Genomic DNA, 19,609 nt, shown 5'->3' with positions numbered 1-19,609 from the left:
CCTTCGCAAGCTCCGGACGCTCCTCAGGGAGCAGTGGGTTGCCGCCTTCGCAAGCTCCGGACGCTCCTCAGGGAGCAGTTCGAGACGCCGGTGTCGATCAGGTGTGATCGGGCATCGGCGACGACGCCTGCGCCCAGAACCGTTTGGGGATTCGACCCGCCCGCGCGGCGAGCCGGCCGGCGATCACCGCATGCCGCATCGCCGACGCCATCCGTTCGGGGTTCTCCGCACGCGTGACCGCGGTCGCGAGAAGCACTCCGTCGCAACCGAGTTCCATGGCATGGGCCGCGTCGCTGGCGGTGCCGATGCCGGCGTCGAGGATCACCGGGAGCGGATCGTCGAATGCGGTGGAGCAGTGGTCGACGATCATCTCGATGTTGTGCGGGTTGAGGATTCCGAGTCCCGTGCCGATCGGCGAACCGAGCGGCATCACCGCGGCGACACCGAGATCGGCGAGTCGCGCGGCGAGCACCGGATCGTCGTTGGTGTAGGCGAGCACCACGAAGCCGTCGGCCACCAATGCGGCTGCGGCGTCGACGAGTTCGACGGCATCCGGCATCAGCGTGCGTTCGTCGGCCACCACCTCGAGCTTCACCCAGTCGGTGTCGAACGCCTCGCGGGCCAGCTGCGCGGTGAGGACCGCCTCGGCGGTGGTGTGGCATCCGGCGGTGTTGGGCAGGACCGCGATGCCGAGCCGACGCAGCAGGTCGAACACCCCTGTCCCGGAAGCGGCGTCGACGCGACGCACCGCAACGGTCGTCAGTTCGGTGCCCGACGCGACCAGGGCACGCTCCAGTGTCGCGAGGTTCGTCGCGCCACCGGTCCCGGTGATGAGGCGGGAGGAGAACTCGCGCCCGGCGATCCGGAGCGGGTCCGTCTCGGAACCGTCGGCGACGTCGACAACCAGGGACTCAGCCACCCTGCACCGCCGTCACGATCTCGACGACGGCGCCGGCGGCCATCGTGTGCTCCGACCAGCGTCCACGCGGGACGACCGCGCCGTCGACGGCCACCGCGATCCCCCGGTCGGGCAGGCCGAGCCGCGCGACGACATCTCGCACCGACACGTCGTCGCCGATGTCGAGGTTCTCTCCGTTCACGGTGATGGTCACTCCGATACTCCTTCCAGAATCCCCAGCACCCTGTCCGCGGTGCCCGGGGCGAGAACGATGCCGTTGCGGCCGTGCCCGGTCGCGACCAGCGTGCGGTCGTCGACCCGTTTCACGATCGGCAATCCGTCAGCGGTGCACGGGCGGAGTCCGGCACCCGCTTCGATGAGTTCGTAGGTGCGCAGACCCGGCATGACCTCGATAGCGTCGGCGAGCAGATCCGCGACCCCACCCGCCTGCGGAATGCGGTCACCGAAATCGCCGGCCTCGTATTGCGTTGCGCCGACCACGATCCCGTCCTCCCGCGGCACCAGATACACGGCTCGGCCATGGAGGCGGGCACGGACCACGTGCCCCGGGGTCGGTACCGACCACCGCGTGCGCCGCAGTCGCAGGATCTCTCCCTTCGCCGCATGCAGCGGCACGTCGGGAAGCAGTTCGGCGGTGCCGAGCCCGGCAGCGAGAAGGATCTGATCGCGCAGGCCGGCGAGTTCGTGGACATCGGCCAGGCCGCGCGCCCGGGCATCGGTGTACCGCACCCCGGCAGCGGCCCCGGCACGGCGCAAGGTGCCCAGCAGGCGCCTGTTGTCGATCGACCACTCCCCGACCGCCCGGTAACCACCGACCAGCCGCGAACTCAACGACGGCTCCAGAGAACGGATCTCGCGACCGGTGACCGTGCTGAGCGTCGCGTCGGTCCTCGGCTGGTTGGCCCAGACGAAGTCCGCGAGGTGACGGAGGTACTCGGCGTCGGCGGCCGAAGCGGCGACGAACAGGGAATCGGTGGCCGTCACGATCGCAGGATCATCGAGCCGTTTCACCAGCCCCGGCCAGCGCCGCACCGACTCCACCGACGCGGCCAGCGCGGCCTCCTCGCCCGGATGACCCTCGCCGAGCGAACCGAGCATGCCGCCCGCCACCCACGACGCCCGCCCGTCGTGACCGGCGTCGACGACCAGGACCTGCCAGCCGGCATCGGCAGCGACGAGCGCACAGGTCAGCCCGATGACGCCACCGCCGACGACGGTCAGCGCTCGGTCGGGCTGCTTCGAAACATGGCTCACGCCAGATCACCTTCCTTCGCCGGAATGACCCGGATCAGGTTCGACGGTCAGCGGAGGGGCCCGCACTCTCAGCCCGCCTGCCCGGGCTCCCGTGTGTTCTCGCGGTCCACCCTACGCCCGGCCATTGCGCGCGGGGCTAGCCTGGTCGCCGTGACAAGTGCCTCCGAATCGCGCCGCCGCCTGGACACCGCCAGGCTCTACCTGTGCACCGACGCACGACGCGAGCGCGGCGACCTGCTCGAATTCGTCGGCGCGGCTCTCGCCGGCGGCGTCGACATCGTGCAGCTCCGGGACAAGGGGTCCGCCGGGGAGAAGCAGTTCGGCACCCTCGAGGCCCGCGAGGAGCTCGAGATCCTCACCGCGCTACGGAGCGTCGTCGACGCGCACGGCGCATTGCTCGCGGTCAACGACCGCGCCGACATCGCCGCGCTCTCGGGTGCCGATGTCCTCCACGTCGGACAGGGCGACCTGCCGCCGCGCCTCGCTCGCCGGGTCGTCGGCCCCGACACGGTCATCGGTGTGTCCACACACGACCCCGAGCAGGCGGCCGCCGCGGCCGCGGACCCCGACGTCGACTACTTCTGCGTCGGCCCGTGCTGGACCACCCCCACCAAGCCGGGGCGTACCGCCGCCGGACTGGACCTGGTGACGACGACCGCCGCCGCGATGTCCGCTCCCGGGGTTCCGGACAAGCCGTGGTTCGCCATCGGCGGCATCGACGCCCCGAGAGCGCCGGAGGTGACCGCCGCAGGCGCTCGCCGCATCGTCGTGGTCCGCGCGATCACCGCCGCCGACGATCCGGCCGCCGCGGCCACCGACCTCCTCGGCCGGTTGTAGGGCCGGGCGACTGGAACCGCCCCCGCAACCACCCGCTGGGCCGGTACCGCGCCGCGCATATATATCGTCGTCGGTGAACCTGTGGAGGGCGTTTTCCAGGGGCGTTTTCCAGGGGCGGAATCCATTTGCCGCTCCGCACACAGAGGTCTAGGCTGGACCGACCATGATGTGCATCGATCGAGCGCTCGTAACCCGCCGCAGCGGGGTCTGATTCTGACCGACCCCCCGCTGCGGGTCGGTTGCGCTCTTCTTGTCGGTCATCCGTTCTTCGACCGAAATCGGCTTTCGAGATGCATCTTCTTCATCTGCCTCATCCATCCTTCTCACGACACGGGCACACGACCGCGCCGTCGGCTGATCCCATAGCCGAACACTTCGGCCGTCCGCTGCCCGCGGGCATGCGGGAGGAGACCATGGGATGACGTGGCAACGATTCACCGACGAGTACGCCGCCGGCGGTGCCATCCGGCTCGGATCGTGGTCCGTCGCACCGGCCCGGCAGGACCTCGTCGAATGCCGGGCGACCATCGCGATCGCCGACCGCATCATGTCGTGCAGCGCGGTCGCCGCCGGGCCTCTCGGCGCGATGACCTCGATCCTGTACGACCTCGGCGCGCCCGTTCAGATCCTGCGGCTGCACCAGCGTGAGGTCGACGGCGCGATCGCCACGTTCCTGCTGTGCGAGAACAACGGCAGGCAGGCGTGGGCCTTCGGCGAGGGCAGCACCGGCGACGAGGCGAACATCGCGGCACTGATCTCCGGCGCGAACCGGCTACTCGGACCCGCCGCAGGATGAGGTGCGACGTTACGCCTGCGGGTCGAGTGCCGCGATCCGCTCGCGCAACGTCGGCCAGGCCAGGCCGAATGCCGGATGCAGCGGAAGCTGGTCGACGTGCTGTTCGGAGACCCAGCGCAGTTCCGTCGACTCGAAGTTGGCCACCGTCTGCACCGGCTCGTCGGTCTCGGCGATGACCGTCGTGTAGGTCCATCCGCCGGGTGCTTCGTGGGTGACGACCGCGGCGAGGACCCGCAGTTCGTCGCCGCTGATGCCGGCTTCCTCCTCGGCCTCGCGGATCGCGGTGTCGATGGCCCCCTCATGCGAGTCCCGGGCGCCGCCGGGCAGCGCCCAGGTACCGCCCTGATGGGACCACGCGGCGCGATGCTGGAGCAGAACGCCTGTCGCGCCGTCGGCCAACGGCGCCCGGAGCAACAGACCCGCCGCGCCGTGAACACCCCAATACCGTGAACCGTCGGGATCGGTCACCCAGCCGTCGCCGTCTCCGCGCACCACGCCTCCTTGCAGACCCGACGAGCCGATCATCGGATTCCTCCACCGTAAGTGAGACACGCGCGACCTGCCAGGGCGATCCGCCGAATCAGTGAGAGGTATGGCTGAATCGTCTTCGACGACGACGGGACCGGCGAGGAGGAGGGCGCGGTGAGCCAAAGGAATGGAGCTTGCTCGGCTTCGACGCCGCCGCAAGCTCCGGTGAAACGGTCGGTACTGGTCGGTCGTCGTCGGTCACCGCCGGATGGCGGCGTCCCCCACGCTCGGCGTTTGCGCAGGTCAGCGGCTCGTTCGCCCAGTGGGCGCATCAAGCGATAGACGCAAAGCCGACGTGATTAGGTCGTCGGTTCGATTCCGACAGGCGGCTCCGGCGAACAGCCCCTGACCTGCGGAAACGCAGGGCAGGGGCGGTTCGGTTCTGGTGGTCGCGCGATGCGCTGGCCTCACGGCTCTGCCCGACACCGACGTCGCTCTCCTCTGCGACGGACCCCTCGCCGGCTGAGCGCTCGCGGCCGGCATCCTGTCCGTGTGCCGATAGGCCTCGCACCGCTCGGCAACGCAGCGTGGCATTGCGTTGCGTCGCGACCTGGCGACGGCTCGGCGGGGCGCGATCGTCTCGTGCGTTGGCGGACTACGGGAGCTTGGACGCGAGGACGTCGGCCGCCAGGATCTCGGGTGCTGCGCCCAGGAGGTGCTGGTTGGCCATCAGGGCTGCGACGATGGCGCCGTTGGCGTGGGCGTCGCGAGCGGCCTCGTCGGGGAATGCATCGAAGATCCAGAAGGTGTCGGCGTGGGTCCTGACCGCGAACCAGACAATCGTTCCTACTTCTTCGTTGGCGAGCGCGACAGCGCCGGCGAGCAGATCGGCGAGCGCGTCGTGCTGTCCATCGGCCGCGACGATCTTGGCGACGAAGGCATACGGAAGTGATGCGGGTGTGGACATGAGGGGTTCTCCTAGGTGTCGAGGTTTCTTGGTGAAGCGAGTTCAGCGTATGACGAGCAAGGGCATGTGAGAAGTGGCGTATACGGCAGTATTGCTATTGTTTACGTCATGCGTATCGGACTGATCGCGATCGACGGCTGCTTCGGTTCGGCTGTCGCGTCGATCATCGACATCGTGCGGGTGGCCGACGGAGCCCGCGGCGATGTCGACCCGCGGATCGACCCGATCGAACTCGCCATCCTCGGACCGAAACGGCGAGTGACCACGACGGCATCGATGACCCTGTCGGTGGACCACCCGCTGTCGGAGTCCGCAGAGTTCGACGTGGTCGTCGTCCCTGCGCTTGGAACCCTTACGGCCGCCGCTACCAACGACGTCCTCCAGAGCCGAGATGCTCGTTCGGTCATCGCCTCGCTCGGGCGCCTCGACGAGGCGACCACCCGGATCGCCGCGGCGTGCACCGGCGTGTTCGCTGTCGCCGAGACCGGACGGATGCATCATCGGCGGGCGACGACCAGCTGGTTCCTGGGGCCGGAGTTCCTGAAGCGCTATCCGACCGTCGCCCTCGATCTCGACACCATGGTCGTGGTCGACGGGAACCTCGTCACCGCCGGCGCCGCGTTCGCTCACATCGACCTCGCGCTCTCACTCGTGCGATCGATCAGCCCCGACCTGGCCCAACATGTCGCCAAGCTCCTCATCATCGACGAGCGTCCGTCGCAGGCGGCCTTCGTCGCCTACGAACATCTCCGGCACGAGGACCCGATCGTCGTCGAGTTCGAACGCTTCGTGCGCGCCCGCCTGGACGAACCGTTCAACGTCGCCTTCGTCGCGCAGTCGCTCGGCACCAGCCGGCGCACCCTCGAACGACGAGTCCGTGCGGCGCTCAACCTCACTCCGCTCGGCTTCGTCCAACGGCTTCGCATCGAACGAGCTCGGCACCTCTCAGCAACCACGGACTTCACCTCCGCCGAGATCGCGCTACGGGTCGGCTACGCGAACGCCGAGACTCTGCGCTCCCTCCTGCGTAGGGAGCGACGCCGTTCCTGACCTATCGCCATGCCTGTAGCCGGTGTCCTAGTGCTCGACTGGAACCACCTCTCAGCACGTCGCGTCGACGCTCCTGCGTCGCCCCTGGACGACCCACTCGACACGCCCGCAGCACAGCCATGTGACGTGTCCCGGCTTCCCGGACGGTCGGGGTTGGGTGGCTGTGATGTCGCTGCGTTCTCGTCGAGGGGGTCAGCAGACTCGATCAGGGTCGATTGGGATGAGACGCGAAGGCGGTCAGGTCAGGGCGGCCGAAGCCGGCCGGCGGGGTAGCGTCGGTCACGTCGAGGTCTTTCGGATGGATGGCGTAGGAACCTCCATCGTCGGGAGACCTCGACGTCTACCTGCGGACCGACGCGCCCGGCCGACCTACACCCTCATCTGGGAAGAGCCGGTATGGCGCTCCGGGGCCGACGACGGGCCGGACGTAGGTGTGCGACGTGCGACCGCGATGCCCGGAGGAACCCTCACCGATGGCATAGGCTGAAACACGCACGACCCGGTGAGCGATGACCCCCATGAGTCATTTCTTCGACAGGTCGCGAGAGCCGGAACGGGGCCGGCGACCGAGCGGCCGCACCGGAGACGATCCAGCGTTCGAGAAGGGGATCAGCTAGGTGACCGGCGATGCGTCCTCCGTGCGGACGGCACTCACCCGTGGCGGTCGCACGATCCGTCCGGCCCAGTCGTCGACGCCGATCCGCCAGGTCCTCGCCGATCGTCGAGAGCTCGTCGCGACCGCACGCGAACGTGCGCAGTCACCGTTCCAGACGCTCCGGCACTATTCGGTCACCACACCCGGCAAGCTGATCATCATCTGCGTCATCCTCGTCCTCGGCTGCCTGACCACCGGCTGGTACGCATCGACCGTGCTCGAGGACCGCACGCAGACCCTGCAGCGACTGATCGAACGCACCGAACCGCTCGCCGAGGCCGCGCAGGTCCTCTACAGCTCCCTGTCGATCGCCGACGCATCCGCGAACGCCGCGTTCATCTCGGGCGGCCTGGAGACCCCGGACCTGCGGCAACGCTATTCCGATGCCCTGGCGACGGCCGCGTCGTCGTTGATCCTCGCGACCGGTACGTCCAGCGAGCCGGGACCGGGGATGACCGAGGACGCGACCGAGCGGGCGCTGTCGTCGGACCTCGACACCCTCTCGACGTCGATCCCGGTGTACAGCGGACTGATCGAGACCGCGCGCACCAACAACCGACTGGGCAATCCGGTCGGGTCGGCGTACCTGGGCCAGGCGTCGTCGCTGATGCAGGACAAGATCCTGCCGGCCGCGCAGCGCCTCTATGAACGGCGTTCGATGGCGATCGCCGACCCGCAGCACTCACTGACCCGCCCGCCGTGGACCGTCTACATCCCGCTGTTGCTGCTGCTCACGGCGATGGTGCTGACGTCCCGGTATCTCGCGCGCAGGACCCGCCGTCGATTCAACGTCGGAATGGTCGCCGCGATCGGCGCGCTCACGCTGGGGACGGTGTGGCTGCTGGCCTCGGGACTGATGTCGGTCGCCGCGACCAGCAACGCCCGTACCGACGGCGCCGACCCGCTGCGCGAGCTGACCGCCGCGCGCATCCTGACCCAGCAGGCGAGATCCGCCGAGACCCTGGCGCTCATCCGCCGCGGCGACCAGGGCGGACTGGAACGTACCTTCGCCGCGACGACCGCCAAGATCGACGGCATCGTCGACGACGTCCGGAGCACTGACGAGGCCGGATCGGTGTCCGCGCAGCAGCTCGACCAGGTGAGCTCGGCGCTCGCCGAATGGAAGCGCACCGACGCCGCCGTCCGCCGGTACATCCAGACCGGGAACTTCGACCGCGCCCGGCAGCTCACCGTCGGGGACGGCCTCAACAGCTCGGCCCGCGCCTACACCGCCGTCGACACCGCCCTGGTCGACGCGATCACCACCGCGCGGACCTCGTTCCGCGACGACATCAACACCGCCCAGCGCGTGCTCGGCTTCACCGGGACCGGGATTCTCCTACTCGCGGTTCTCGCCGCGATCGCGATCGTCGGTGGACTCTTCCCCCGAATACGGGAGTACCGATGACCCTCCCCCGCCTTCTCCGCCCCGGCCACGCGCGTCCGCGCCGCCTGCCGGCCGCGGTCGTCCTGCTCCTCGTGGCGTTCGTCGCGACCGGCTGTGTCCGGTTCCCCGCCGCCGAGGCGCCGCCCCCGACCGCGACCGCCGTCCCGCTGGTTCTCCCCGGGGTCCAGACCGACGTGCCGGTCGAACCCCCACCGAGTTCGGAGGCGTGCAACGCGACACTCACCCTGCGTCCGCCGGCACAGATGCCCGAGCCCGGGAAGATGCCCCGAATTCGACGATGGCCGGGATCTTCGAACGTGGTCGGCTCATCGTCGGACTCGACATCGGCTCCAACCTGTTCAGCTTCCGCGACCCCATCTCCGGTGACATCCAGGGCTTCGACGTCGACATCGCCCACGAGATCGCGGGCGCGATCTTCGGCGATCCGCAGCGCGTCGAGTTCCAGGTGCTCAGCTCGGCGCAACGGATCGACGCACTGCGCGACAAGACCGTCGACGTGGTGATCAAGACGATGAGCATCACCTGCGACCGGCTGCGCGACATCAGCTTCTCGGCCCCGTATTACGTGGCGTCGCAACGCATCCTGTCGTTCCGTAACTCGAACATCGCCGGACCTTCTCAGCTCGCCGACAAGCGGGTCTGCGGGGCGCGGGGCACCACCTCGATCGGCCGGATGCAGTCCATCCAGCCGCGGGTCCGGATGGTCAGCACCACCACGTGGGCCGATTGTCTCGTGCTGCTGCAACAGGGTCAGGTCGATGCGGTCACCAGCGACGACGCCATTCTCGCCGGACTCGCCGCGCAGGACCCGTGGGTCCGGGTCGTCGGCCCGAGCCTCGGCGAGGAGTTCTACGGAGTGGGCATCCCCAAGGGTGAGGACGACATGATCCGCTTCGTCAACGGGGTGCTCGAACGTATCCGGGCGACCGGCCGCTGGCAGCAGATCCGCGACCGCTGGTTGTCCATCCTCGACAGTGGATTCGGCGCACCGCAGCCGTACTACCGGGACTGATGCCCATGAGCTATGCCGGCGAACCATCACACGCCGACCCACACGGTCCCGAGAAGCGGGACGGGGCGGCTGCCGACGCACCCGAGGAGGTCGGCACCCAGCGCGTCTCACTCGCCGACCTGATGGGCGACGACGAGCCGGACACCGACCGGAACGCACCGGACGAGAGCACGACCGACGAGGTCGCCGAGGTCGGCACGCAGAAGGTCGATCTCGACGACCTGATGGCCGAGTCCGACGACACCACCGAACCGCGCCGGGTATCCGATCCCGATGTCGGAACGCAGGCGGCCGCACCCGCTTTCACCGTCGGTATCGCGCCGCCGGACCGGTTCGACAGCCAGACCGACCGGGTCGTCCGAACCCGGGCGACACAACACCCCGAGCCGGATTCGGGTCCGCTCGGACGGCGACTCGTCCCGCGCCGACGCCCCCCGGTCCACGAACGTCGTCTCGGCAGCGGCCTGGTCGAGATGCCGAAGATCACCGACATCGAACCCGAGGACGCGGTCATCGACGACCCGGTGATCGCCGAGAACAAGCGATTCTGTTGGCGCTGCGGCAAACCCGTCGGAAGACTCGAAGGAGAGGGTCAGGGTCCGCCCACCGGCGACTGCACCAACTGCGGTGCGCGGTATTCGTTTGTACCGGGACTCGCCCAGGGGACTCTGGTCGCCGATCAGTACGAGATCGCCGGCGCGATCGCCCACGGCGGACTCGGCTGGATCTACCTGGCCATCGACCGCAACGTGAGTGACCGCCCCGTCGTTCTCAAAGGGCTTCTGAATTCCTCGGATTCGGAGGCGCAGCGAGTCGCGGTGGCCGAACGCCAGTTCCTGGCGTCGGTGAACCACCCCGGCATCGTCAAGATCTACAACTTCGTCGAACACGTCGACGACGACGATCGCTTCGGCTACATCGTCATGGAGTACATCGGCGGTCAGACGCTCAAGCAGATCACCTCGGGTGACCCCGAGAAGTCGCTGCTGTCCGTCGAACAGGGCCTCGCCTACATCCTCGAGGTGTTGCTGGCCGTCGGCTACCTGCATTCGGTGGGCCTGGTCTACAACGACGTCAAACCCGAGAACATCATGGTCGGCAGCGACGAGGTCAAGCTCATCGACCTGGGTGCCGTCTCGCCGATCAACGGCTACGGACACCTCTATGGCACACCGGGTTTCCAGGCACCGGAGATCGTCAAGACCGGGCCGCAGGTCGCCACCGACATCTACAGCGTCGGACGCACTCTCGCGGTGCTGACCGTGCCGATGGAGATGCGCAACGGCCGCTACGTCGACGGCCTGCCGTCCCCCACCGAGACCGCCGTCTTCCGCGACAACCCGTCGTTCTACCTTCTGCTGCAACGTGCCACGGCTCCCGACCCGGCCGACCGGTTCGCCTCCGCCGAGGAGATGAGCACCCAGGTGCTCAACGTGCTCCGCGAGACGGTCGCCGTGCACACCGGCGTGCCCCGGCCCTCGTTGTCGACGGTCTTCACCCCGCAGCGCTCGACCTTCGGCACCGATCTGATGCTCGCCCCGGTCGACGGCTTCTTCGACCCCGACCAGGCCGCGTTCTACGATCCGGTCGACATCGCCACCGCGCTCCCCCTGCCTCTCGTGAATCCGTTGGATCCTGCCGCGAGCCTGCTGACCTCGGCCGCCCTCTCTGACCCTCGGCAGACCCTCGACTCGATCAACACCGCACGCGCAGAAGGTTTCGCATCGCTGTTCGGCGGACGCCCGGTGAAGAACGCCCATCCCTCGCTGGAGATCGACCTCGCCGAGGCGCGCGCCCACCTCCAGCTCGACGACGTCGACACCGCCCTCGCACTGCTCCGCGATGTCCGTGAGCACCACGGCGATTCGTGGCGGGTGGAGTGGTACATGGGTATCTGCGCCCTGATGAACGACGAACCCGAGCTGGCCTACGAACGGTTCGACGAGGTCCTGGGCGCGATGCCCGGCGAGGTCGCACCGAAACTCGCGGTGGCCGGCACCGCCGAACTGATCGGCCGGTGGCTCGCCGACGAGGACGGGCCGTCGAAATCCGCCGACCGGATCGCCCGGTTGTACGACGTCGCGCAGCACCACTACCACGATCTGTGGCTGACCGACCACAGCATCGTGACCGCCGCCTTCGGCCTGGCCCGCCTCGCCGTGGCGGCCGGAGACTTCGACGGCGCGATCCGCCCTCTCGACGAAGTACCCGCCACCAGTAGGCATTTCAACACCGCGCGGGCGACCGCGATCATCGCCCTGGTGCACGGCCGACCCACCTCACAGGTCACGCGTAACCAGATCGTCGAGGCCGCACGACGACTCGAGCAGATCCCCGACACCGAACCCCGCAAGTCACGCATGCTCCTGATCGTGCTCGGTACCGCGCTCGGCTGGATCCACGACAACCCGGAGGACGAGGGCTCCGACAAGGAACCCTCGACGCTACTGGGCTTCCCGTTCACCGAATACGGAATCCGCACCGGCACCGAGAGATCCCTGCGCCAGCTCGCACGCCAGACGCGCAACAACCGCGAGCACCGCTTCATGCTCGTCGATCTCGCGAACTACGTGCGGCCCAACACGCTGTTCTGACCTCGATACGCGGCGTCCTCGCTGCGGCGACGAGGTCGATGGCTGCGGCGCACCCCTCCGCTCCCTGAGGTGCGAGGAGCGTTAGCCGCCGGGCTGAGTGAGCGACGAAGGAGCGTATCGACGTCGACGAGCCCCGAAGGCTTCGTGACACACCGTCGTTCACCCAACCACCGATCGACCTCAACCCGACCCACAGACGTCGATCGACATCTGCCGGTCGAGTTGAGGTTCGGCAGTCGGCATGCGGGCTCCTCGAGGATCAGAGACGACGGGTCCTCCACCGGAACCGGGTCTCTTGTGCTCGACGATCGCCGGGGAACCGCGACGATCGCGTCCCCGTGAGCACCGGCGGAGGGCACATTCCCCTCGGACGCCACTGAGCGGGACGCGAATGTCGACCCACCCGGCGCGGTGTGCCGCAGTCACCCCGCCGGCTCGGTGCACGACACCCGTATCAACATCGCACGCGACATCAATCCGTGAGAACGACCTCGGTCGAGCTCGCAGCGCCGGAGCGATGTCGCATGCGCCGTGGTTCCGCGTTGATGCGGTGATCCGATCGCGCGTGCACCCGGGAAAACCCGGCCTCCCTCGGACACCGGCGAGGCCTTTCCTCCTCCACGACGGCCAGCCGGCCGAGGGCACCGAGGCGCGAGGAGCGATAGCCGACGGGCTGAGTAGCGACGAAGGAGCGTATCGAAGTCGACGAGCCACGAAGACCTGCCCCGGGCCAGGTCAGTCAGACTCGGCGACGAGCGCGGCCGACTGCCGGGCGATGGCGAGCTCCTCGTTCGTCGGGACCACCAGTACGTCGACGGCGCTGGCGTCGGCGGAGATCCGACGCGCCGACCGGTCCGCTGCTGCGTTGCGTTCCGGGTCGAGGACGATCCCGAATCGCTCCAGCCCCTCGAGCGCGTCCGCCCGGACGCGCGCCGAGTTCTCGCCGACACCGGCGGTGAAGGTGATCGCGTCGAGCTTGTCGAGCTCGAAGGCGTACGCACCGAGGTAATGCCGCAACCGGTGGATGTAGACGTCGTAGGCGCGGCGGGCGTCCTCGTCGCCGGCGTCGACCAGTTCGGTGATGGAACGGAAGTCGTTCTCGCCGCACAGGCCTCGGAGTCCCGATCGCTGGTTGAGCAGCGTGTCGATCTCGTCGACGGACAGGTGGGCCACCCGGTTGAGATGTAGCACCAGGCCGGGGTCGATGTCGCCGCTGCGGGTTCCCATCACCAGCCCCTCCAGCGGGGTCATGCCCATGCTGGTGTCGACGGGTTTTCCGCCAGAGATGGCCGAGGCCGACGCGCCGTTGCCGAGATGCAGCACGATCTGATCGAGCTCGGTCACGTCCTTCCCGAGAAACTCGGCCACGCGGCCCGACACGTACTCGTGGCTGGTGCCGTGGAATCCGTACCTACGGATGGCGTGTTCGGCCGCCACCTCCCGATCGATGGCGTAGGTCGCTGCCGCGGAGGGCAATCCGTGGAAGAAGGCGGTGTCGAACACCGCGACCGACGGCACGTCGGGAAGCAGGGTGCGGGCCGCCTCGATGCCCACCAGGTTGGCCGGATTGTGCAACGGCGCCAGGGGCGAGATCCGCTTGATCTCCGAGATCACCCAGGAGTCCACGAGTGTCGGCTCGTAGAACGACCGGCCGCCGTGCACCACGCGGTGCCCGACCGCCGCCAGGTCCGCGTGCACGAGATCGGTGCCGTTGTCGGCGAAGAACCGTTCGGCACGACGGACCGCCGTCAGGTGATCGGGCAGCGACACCGACTCGGTGACGGTCTCCCCGTTCTGTTCGTGCGTGATCGACGACCCGGCGTCGCCGATGCGCTCGGCGATCCCGTCCGCGATGACGACGCCGGTGTCGGGTTGGACGAGTTGATATTTCAGCGACGACGAGCCCGCGTTGAAGACGAGGACCGCGCCGGCGGTGTCGGCGCTCACCGCGCGTCTCCGGTGGCGGTCTCGTCGCTGCCGGTCTCGTCTGGGACGATCTCGTCGGAGTCCACGTGTTGCGCCTGGATCGCGGTGATGGCGACCGTGTTGACGATGTCGGACACGAGTGCGCCACGGCTGAGGTCGTTGATCGGCTTGTTCAGGCCCTGGAGCACCGGGCCGATCGCGACGGCCCCGGCGCTGCGCTGCACCGCCTTGTACGTGTTGTTGCCGGTGTTGAGGTCTGGGAAGATGAGGACCGTCGCCCGCCCGGCGACCGGGGAGTCGGGCATCTTGGTCTCGGCAACCGACGGTTCGACCGCCGCGTCGTACTGGATGGGCCCCTCGACGAGCAGCTCCGGCGCGCGTTGCCGCACCAGTTCGGTTGCGGTCTTGACCTTTTCGACGTCGGCGCCCGTGCCGGACGTCCCGGTGGAGTAGGACAGCAGCGCCACGCGCGGATCGATACCGAAGGCGGCTGAGGTCTGCGCCGAGGAGATGGCGATGTCGGCGAGTTGCTCGTCGGTCGGGTCGGGGACGATCGCACAGTCGCCGTAGGCGAGCACCTTGTCCGCCAGGCACATGAAGAACACGCTCGACACCGTCGAGACGCCCGGCTTGGTCTTGATGATCTCGAACGCCGGCCGGATGGTGTGGGCGGTCGTGTGCGCCGCCCCCGACACCATCCCGTCGGCCCGACCGGTATGCACCATCATGGTGCCGAAGTAGGAGACGTCGAGCATCTTCTCCCGCGCACGGTCGAACTCCATGCCCTTGTGCTTGCGGAGATCTGTGTAGATCCGGGCGAACTCGTCGAGGTACTCCGAGGTGGCCGGGTCGATGACGGCGACCCCGGCGAGGTCGAGACCCAGCTCGTTTGCCCTCTCCTGCACGGCATCCTGGTCACCGAGCAGCGTGAGGTCGGCGACCCCGCGGCGGAGAAGACGGCTCGCCGCGCGCAGGATGCGGTCGTCGCCGCCCTCGGGGAGCACGATGTGCTTACGCTGCGCCCGCGCACGGGAGATGAGCCGGTACTCGAACATCTGCGGGGTCACGACGGACGGGACGTCGACGTTGAGGTTGCGCATGACGACCTCGGGATCGACGTAGGTCTCCATGAGCGACAACGCCGCCTCGATCTTGCGCGCCGATCCGGCGTTGAGCCGGCCGCGGGTGTGGGCCGCGGTTCGCGCGGTGTCGTAGGTGCCGTGCGGACAGCTGATGATCGGCAGCGTCGGTTTGAGTCCGCTCACCAGCGCCTCGATCATCGGATGCGGCTTGAGCCCGCCGTTGAGGATGATGCCCGACAGTCGCGGGAAACCCTGCGCCGTATTGGCGTTCACGAGCGCGAGGAGCACGTCGGACCGGTCGGCGGGCGTGATCACGACCGTGCCGTCGGTGAGACGCTCCAGGATGTGTTCGACGGTCATCCCGCCCACCATCACCCGTAGCGCCTCGTGGTCGAGGAACTCCTCGTCGCCGCTGTACATGGTGGCGCCGAGCGCCTCCTTCAGCTCGGCCATGGTGGGGGCGAACAGGATCGGCTCCTCCGGGAGACACAGACTCGGAACCCCGGTGCGGCGCAGCGTCGCCCGGATCTCGTCGAGCCGGTCGGGGTCGCACCGGTTCGCAACGAGGGCGATCGGTGTCGCATGGGCGGTGCCGACCTCGGCGAGCAGTCCTTCGGCGAGATCGGCGATCGCCTCGGGTGATCTGCCGTCGGCCTTCAGCGCGAGCACCATCGGGGCCGACAGGTTGGCGGCGATGCGCGCGTTGAAGCTCAGCTCCGACGGGGTGCCGACGTCGGTGTAGTCCGAGCCGACGATCACCACGCGATCGCAGTGGGTTGCCAGCGCATGGAACCGGGCGACGATCTCCCCGATCGCGGCCTCGGGGTCGTCGTGGACCTGCTCGTAGGTCACGCCCAGGCAGTCCTCGTAGGGCACGTCCACCGAGTCATAGTCGATGAGGAGGTCGAGCAGCGGGTCCCGGTTGTCGCCGTCGGCGCGGGTGATCGGGCGGAAGACCCCGACCCGACCTCCGGTTGCCGCGAGCAGGGCCAACAGGCCCAGCGCCACGACGGATTTCCCGGTCTCCCCCTCGGCCGAGGCGAGATAGATGCTGGTCGTCGACTCGCCGGCACCTCGATCCCCGGCGACTCGATCTCCAGCGGTGGGGTCGGTAACGGCAGCGTCGGTGGCCATGCGCCCCAGCATAGTGGCGCCCGAGGGGTCCAACCGGACGAGCTCAGATCAGGATGCCGGGATTGCAGACGCCGTCGGGATCGAGGGTCGCCTTGACCGCCCGCAGGGCCTCGAGCGCCAGCGGACCGATCTCCTCGTGGTAGGCGTCGCGATGGTCGCGGCCGACGGCGTGATGGTGGGTGATGCTCGCGCCGGCTGCCCGGATCGCGTCGTTCGCGGCGGTTTTCGCGGCCGCCCACTCGGTGATCGGGTCAGCGCCGAACGGCGCGACCACGGTGAAGTACAACGACGCACCGGCGGCGTAGACGTGGCTGACATGGCACATGACCAGCGGGGGTGTACCGGAGGCGGTGAGCGTGTCGGTGATCGCGGCGGTGACCGCGGCGCGCAGCTCGTGCAACTTCGACCAATAGGTGACGGTCTCCAGGGTCTCGACCAGCACACCGGCGTCGAGCAGCGGGTCGCGCAGGTAGGGGCCGGCGAAACGTCCTGTGCGCCAGGACTCCCCGGGGCCGGACCCGAGCGCCGTGCCACCGGCGTCGACGAGCACCTCGGATGCGGCGTCGCGGCGCCGGAGCACCTCGCGCTCCTCACCCTCGTATCCGGTGACGACGAGGCATCCCGACGAGTCGCCGCCGAGCTGTGCCGGATCGGCGAGGTTGATCGCGGTCTCGACCTCGTCGGACAGGCGGATCACGGTGGGCAGCGGGCCGTCCTGCGCGAGTCGTCGCAGGGCGGTGGCGCCGTCGGCGAAGGATGCGAAGCGCCAGCCGTCGAAGAGCCGGGTGGCCGGGGCCGGATGGACGCGGAGGCGAACGCTGGTGATGACGCCGAAGGCGCCCTCGGAGCCGAGGAACAGCTGGCGGAGGTCGGGCCCCGCCGCGGACCGGGGCGCCGTCCCCACGTCGACGGTGCCGCGGGGGGTGGCGAGGACGAGTCCCTCCACCATCTCGTCGAAGCGGCCGTACCCCGCCGACGACTGACCGGCCGACCGGGTGGCCGCGTAGCCGCCGATCCCGGCGCCCTCGTAGGACTGGGGGAAGTGTCCGAGCGTCCAGCCCCGATCACGCAGAAGCGCTTCGGCGGCACTCCCCCGGAGACCGGCCTGCAGGGTGGCGATGCGGGAGATCTCGTCGATCTCGACGAGACGGTCGAGGCGCCGGAGGTCGACGCTGACCACGCCGGCGAACCCCGCGCGGTCGGGGGCGAGCCCGCCCACCACCGAGGTGCCGCCGGTGAACGGCACGACCGCGACCTTCGCGGCGGCGCAGACCTGCAGTATTCGCACGACGTCGTCGTGATCGGCCGGATAGACGACCAGGTCGGGGGCATCGGCGGCGTCGCCCGCGCGCATTCGCAGCAGGTCGGGCGTCGAGTAGCCGCGGGTGTGCTGGACCCGCGCGTCGTCGGAGCCGACGACGTGTTCGGCGCCGACGACGGCCTCGAGGTCGGCGCGGACGGCCGCCGGCACGCGCGAGTCGCCGGGCGTGACCGACTCGGGAGCGATACCCCGGTCCTCGGTGGCGTCGCCGGCCAGCGCGGCCGCGGCGGCGGGCAACTCGGTGACGCGGCCGGGGTCGCCCCAGCGCGGCCGGCGCATCTCGACGACCGGGATCGCGGTCTCGTCTGCGGTCCGCTCGCCACCGGTCATCGTCGGGTCACTCCTCGTTCTTGACGACCGCCCGCACGACGAGGTCGGCGATCTGCTCGTCGGTGAGCGAACTGTCCGGGATGAGCATCAGCGAGTAGATCGTCCGCACCAGGAACTCCGCGGCCCCACGCGGATCCGGGACGAGCTGATCCCCGATCTGCGGCTCGAGATCGGGCAGCGTCTGATCGACGATCAGCTGGATGAGGCTGGGACCCGACGAGTCGCTGGTCGCGACCAGCGCCCGCACGATCTCCTCGGGTTCCTTGCGCAGCACATATTGCAGCGCCTCGTGCTCGCGGATGTAGGGCAGCACGTTCACGACCTGCGCGCGGACCTTCCCGGCCGCATCGGGCGCGGAGGCCGACCATTCCCGCAGCTTGATCCGCAGCAGGGACACCTCGCGGTCGACGATTGCCGCGACCAGCGCATTCCGACCGCCGAACATGCGGTAAGCAGTTGCCCGGGCGACTCCTGCGTGACGCGCCACGGACGTCAGACTCAACGTCTTGGCGCCGAAGCGGGAGACGAGTCCCACTCCGACGTCCACCATGCGGTCACGATCCATGCGAAAAACTTATCGAATCAGGGTGTCCGCACGTGCGGGCACCTCCGCCTAGGCTACCGCCCATCGGCGCCCCGATCGGATGTGCTGAACGGGCCGGGCGAGCTACGAGGACGCAGAATCTCCACTTTCGGACCAGGTTCGCGTGCTGTAAACGGCGCTGCAACCGAGGTGGCGATTCCTCAGGTGGCAGTGGGCGAACCTTCCGGTACGCGAGGCTCCGGGGCGGTCTGCGCCGGCCGGGTCTCGGGTCGCGCCCGCCGGGTACGCGGTGGCAGCAGTCGACGCGCGATCGCCACCCCGCCGATGCACAGCACGCCGCCGACGATCCCGACGCCGGTCGGCAGTTCGTCGAGAAGCGCCCAGGACATCACGATCACGATCGCGGGAACCACGAGCGTCGTCGCCGCCATCGCGCCGGCATCGGTGCGCGCGAGGGCATACGCCCAGGTCGAGAAGGCGATCGCGGTGGGCCCGACGCCCAGGTAGATCACCGCGGCGATCGCGGATGCGTCGGCGTCCGCGAGCTCCGAGATCGCGGCGGGCGCGAAGGGCAGGGTCGCAACGAGACCGGCGAGGGCACCGAGCCAGGTCGCGGTCAGCGCGTCCACCGTGCGGAGTGCGGACTTCTGGATGAGCACGCCGGTCGCGTAGAGCACCGCGGCAGCGATTCCGAGGAGCACTCCCAGCCAATCGGCATGGGCGTCAGCGGTGGCCGAGCCACCGGCCGCGATGAGCACGACCCCGGCGAAGGCGATGGTCATACCGATCACCAGATGTCGCGGAAAGCCCTCTCCCAGAAAGAGTCCCGCGGCGATCGCGACGAGGATCGGGGCCAGGTTCACCAGCAGGGACGCGGTGCCGGCATCCAGGTGCTGCTCGGCCCAGTTCAGCAGGATCGTGTAGCCGGCGAACCAGGCGACGCCGTAGGCGATCACCAGCCCCAACGCCCGTCCCCGCGGGAACCAGGTGGGGGCCGGACCGTCGTGGACACCGCGAGGGCTCCGCCTCCGCAGCCGCACCACGAGCACGATGACCGTCAGCGGGATGACCGCCGCCAGGAGCCGCAGGAACGCCATCGAGCCCGGCGAGAACGAGTCCCCCAACGCCCGGATGCCGACGAACGCCGACGCCCACAGCACGACGGTGGTGAGCGCGGCCAGGGCCGGCAGGGAGACGCCGAGAACTGCGGGCGACGAGGAGCGCGGGGTCATACCTCCCAGCGTCGGCCATCGAGTTCTTCAGGACAAGTGAAATTTTCTATCGGTCTGTTAAGTCCAGCTGTATTGTCGAA

The 19,609-nt window shown here is 69.0% G+C and carries 15 protein-coding genes, 1 pseudogene and 1 riboswitch; of the genes and pseudogenes, 6 read left to right on the top strand and 10 right to left on the bottom strand.

Annotated features, from left to right (window positions below):
- Window positions 1-97 precede the first annotated feature (97 nt).
- The 3 genes from thiG to thiO all read right to left on the bottom strand — a co-directional run bounded on the left by thiG (window position 98) and on the right by thiO (window position 2,173).
- Window positions 98-919 (bottom strand): thiazole synthase, encoded by an 822-nt coding sequence (gene thiG, locus BLU62_RS25870; RefSeq protein WP_074852662.1) that lies wholly within the window; start codon window positions 917-919, stop codon window positions 98-100.
- Window positions 912-1,112, bottom strand: a complete 201-nt coding sequence (gene thiS / locus BLU62_RS25865; RefSeq protein ID WP_074852661.1) for a sulfur carrier protein ThiS — start codon at window positions 1,110-1,112, stop codon at window positions 912-914. The genes thiG and thiS overlap by 8 nt, the downstream gene beginning before the upstream one ends.
- Window positions 1,109-2,173 (bottom strand): glycine oxidase ThiO, encoded by a 1,065-nt coding sequence (gene thiO / locus BLU62_RS25860; protein WP_074852660.1) that lies wholly within the window; start codon window positions 2,171-2,173, stop codon window positions 1,109-1,111. Before thiO ends, thiS begins: the two co-directional genes overlap by 4 nt.
- Window positions 2,167-2,276, bottom strand: a riboswitch (TPP riboswitch). Its footprint overlaps the gene before it by 7 nt.
- 47 nt (window positions 2,277-2,323) lie before the next feature.
- Between thiO and thiE the strand changes: the two genes are divergently transcribed.
- Both thiE and BLU62_RS25850 read left to right on the top strand, forming a co-directional pair.
- Entirely contained in the window at window positions 2,324-3,010 is a 687-nt protein-coding gene (gene thiE, locus BLU62_RS25855) for a thiamine phosphate synthase (protein ID WP_244278325.1), read from the top strand.
- 418 nt (window positions 3,011-3,428) lie between these two features.
- The gene (locus tag BLU62_RS25850; RefSeq protein ID WP_074852659.1) at window positions 3,429-3,806 is read left to right on the top strand and encodes a hypothetical protein; all 378 of its coding nucleotides are present in this window, start codon (window positions 3,429-3,431) and stop codon (window positions 3,804-3,806) included.
- Between the two features lie 9 nt (window positions 3,807-3,815).
- Here BLU62_RS25850 and BLU62_RS25845 read toward each other — a convergent pair whose 3' ends face one another.
- Window positions 3,816-4,298 (bottom strand): NUDIX hydrolase, encoded by a 483-nt coding sequence (locus tag BLU62_RS25845; protein ID WP_074853309.1) that lies wholly within the window; start codon window positions 4,296-4,298, stop codon window positions 3,816-3,818.
- A 631-nt stretch (window positions 4,299-4,929) separates the two neighbouring features.
- Window positions 4,930-5,241, bottom strand: coding sequence for a putative quinol monooxygenase (locus BLU62_RS25840; protein ID WP_003941073.1), 312 nt, complete (start codon window positions 5,239-5,241; stop codon window positions 4,930-4,932).
- 108 nt (window positions 5,242-5,349) lie between these two features.
- Here BLU62_RS25840 and BLU62_RS25835 point away from each other — a divergent pair, with 108 nt between their 5' ends.
- From BLU62_RS25835 to BLU62_RS25815, 4 genes and pseudogenes are all read left to right on the top strand, one after another.
- Complete coding sequence (locus BLU62_RS25835) at window positions 5,350-6,291, top strand: GlxA family transcriptional regulator (protein WP_074852658.1); 942 nt, start codon at window positions 5,350-5,352, stop codon at window positions 6,289-6,291.
- Between the two features lie 617 nt (window positions 6,292-6,908).
- Complete coding sequence (locus BLU62_RS25825) at window positions 6,909-8,354, top strand: hypothetical protein (protein ID WP_074852657.1); 1,446 nt, start codon at window positions 6,909-6,911, stop codon at window positions 8,352-8,354.
- Window positions 8,351-9,366 (top strand): annotated as a pseudogene (locus tag BLU62_RS25820) (glutamate ABC transporter substrate-binding protein). Before BLU62_RS25825 ends, BLU62_RS25820 begins: the two are co-directional and overlap by 4 nt.
- Window positions 9,366-11,960, top strand: coding sequence for a serine/threonine-protein kinase (locus tag BLU62_RS25815; RefSeq protein WP_074852656.1), 2,595 nt, complete (start codon window positions 9,366-9,368; stop codon window positions 11,958-11,960). Before BLU62_RS25820 ends, BLU62_RS25815 begins: the two are co-directional and overlap by 1 nt.
- A 735-nt stretch (window positions 11,961-12,695) precedes the next feature.
- Here the strand turns inward: BLU62_RS25815 and BLU62_RS25810 are convergent.
- The 5 genes from BLU62_RS25810 to BLU62_RS25790 all read right to left on the bottom strand — a co-directional run bounded on the left by BLU62_RS25810 (window position 12,696) and on the right by BLU62_RS25790 (window position 19,529).
- Window positions 12,696-13,907, bottom strand: a complete 1,212-nt coding sequence (locus BLU62_RS25810; protein ID WP_074852655.1) for an acetate kinase — start codon at window positions 13,905-13,907, stop codon at window positions 12,696-12,698.
- Window positions 13,904-16,114 carry a phosphate acetyltransferase gene (pta, locus tag BLU62_RS25805; RefSeq protein ID WP_074852654.1) on the bottom strand — a complete coding sequence of 737 codons (2,211 nt, stop codon included), beginning with the start codon at window positions 16,112-16,114 and terminating at the stop codon, window positions 13,904-13,906. The genes BLU62_RS25810 and pta overlap by 4 nt, the downstream gene beginning before the upstream one ends.
- 31 nt (window positions 16,115-16,145) lie before the next feature.
- Window positions 16,146-17,753 carry an FAD-binding oxidoreductase gene (locus tag BLU62_RS25800; RefSeq protein ID WP_074852653.1) on the bottom strand — a complete coding sequence of 536 codons (1,608 nt, stop codon included), beginning with the start codon at window positions 17,751-17,753 and terminating at the stop codon, window positions 16,146-16,148.
- 7 nt (window positions 17,754-17,760) lie between these two features.
- The gene (locus tag BLU62_RS25795) at window positions 17,761-18,318 is read right to left on the bottom strand and encodes a TetR/AcrR family transcriptional regulator (RefSeq protein ID WP_074852652.1); all 558 of its coding nucleotides are present in this window, start codon (window positions 18,316-18,318) and stop codon (window positions 17,761-17,763) included.
- Between the two features lie 179 nt (window positions 18,319-18,497).
- Window positions 18,498-19,529, bottom strand: coding sequence for a DMT family transporter (locus tag BLU62_RS25790; RefSeq protein WP_074852651.1), 1,032 nt, complete (start codon window positions 19,527-19,529; stop codon window positions 18,498-18,500).
- Window positions 19,530-19,609 lie beyond the last annotated feature (80 nt).

Origin of the sequence: Gordonia westfalica (genome assembly GCF_900105725.1) — a bacterium.
GTDB lineage: Bacteria > Actinomycetota > Actinomycetes > Mycobacteriales > Mycobacteriaceae > Gordonia > Gordonia westfalica.
The sequence above is the reverse complement of the archived record's forward strand: the minus strand, read 5'-3'. Positions and strand labels throughout refer to the sequence as shown.